Here is an 852-nt window from a genome sequence, read left to right as displayed (position 1 = left end):
GCAACCACACCGACCCTCTGTACCGACAACGCACTATTCAGGAGTGCAGGACCCGGCGTTTTGTTCGCCGCCACCCGCTTCAAATAACCCGCACCTCTGGCAACTTCGCCATCCGCCGGTCGAACGTTGCCGTGAATTCGCAGCCCAGCTGCTGGTGCTGGGCCGCAATCAGGCAGTCCGAGAACCCGCACGACGCTTTCGCGAACAGGTCGGCCGCCACCGCGACCGCATCGCGGTCCTCGAAGCAAAACGCGGGCTCGTCCAACAGGCTGTGCACGGCCGCAAGCTGGGCGACCTTGTTCTGCTCATAGGCCGACGCCAGAACCCACAGCGCCTCGGCCAGCACCACATCGGTCACGAGCAGTGAGCCTATCCCTTGACCGTGTTCACTCAGCAGGGCCTCGACGCGTGGCGCCTGTGCCGTGTCATCGTTCAGCCACAGGCGCAACAGCACCTTGGTGTCGAGCCCGATCACCGTTTGGCCTTGGTGTGCTTGCCTCGCAGCTGTGCGGCGATGCCGGCGTCCATTTCTTCCACCGACAGCGGCGCAGCGTGGGGCGACTTCAACTGCCCGCGCAAGCGCAGCGCATTGGGCTTGATGGCGCGCACGGTGATGGTGTCGTCCGCCATCAGCTCAAAGTCCGCGGCGACGCGGTCGGCGGCGCTGCCGGAGGCCGTGCCGGCGATGTCCAGGTGGGCCCACGGCAGGCCTTCGGTGAAGCGCGACGGGAAGGCGCGGCGCTGCCGTGCGTGTGAGTTCGGATTTCTCCGCGCCCCTGAGTCGGTCCCAGTGAAGTGCGGCCTACCAGCCGATGTCCTTCAGCAACGCGAAGGTCAGGTCCTGGGGCAGAG

2 protein-coding genes are annotated in these 852 nt (G+C 66.2%); both read right to left on the bottom strand.

The features are described 5' to 3' along the window. Nucleotides 1-79: 79 nt before the first annotated feature. Nucleotides 80-475: a PIN domain-containing protein gene (locus AC1DU6_RS33440; RefSeq protein WP_457321529.1), complete on the bottom strand. Its 396-nt coding sequence runs from the start codon at nt 473-475 to the stop codon at nt 80-82. Beyond that, complete coding sequence (locus AC1DU6_RS33435; protein WP_457321531.1) at nt 472-630, bottom strand: hypothetical protein; 159 nt, start codon at nt 628-630, stop codon at nt 472-474. Before AC1DU6_RS33435 ends, AC1DU6_RS33440 begins: the two co-directional genes overlap by 4 nt. Nucleotides 631-852: the final 222 nt, after the last annotated feature.

Source organism: Roseateles sp. P5_B10 (genome assembly GCF_056400485.1).
The sequence above is the reverse complement of the archived record's forward strand: the minus strand, read 5'-3'. Positions and strand labels throughout refer to the sequence as shown.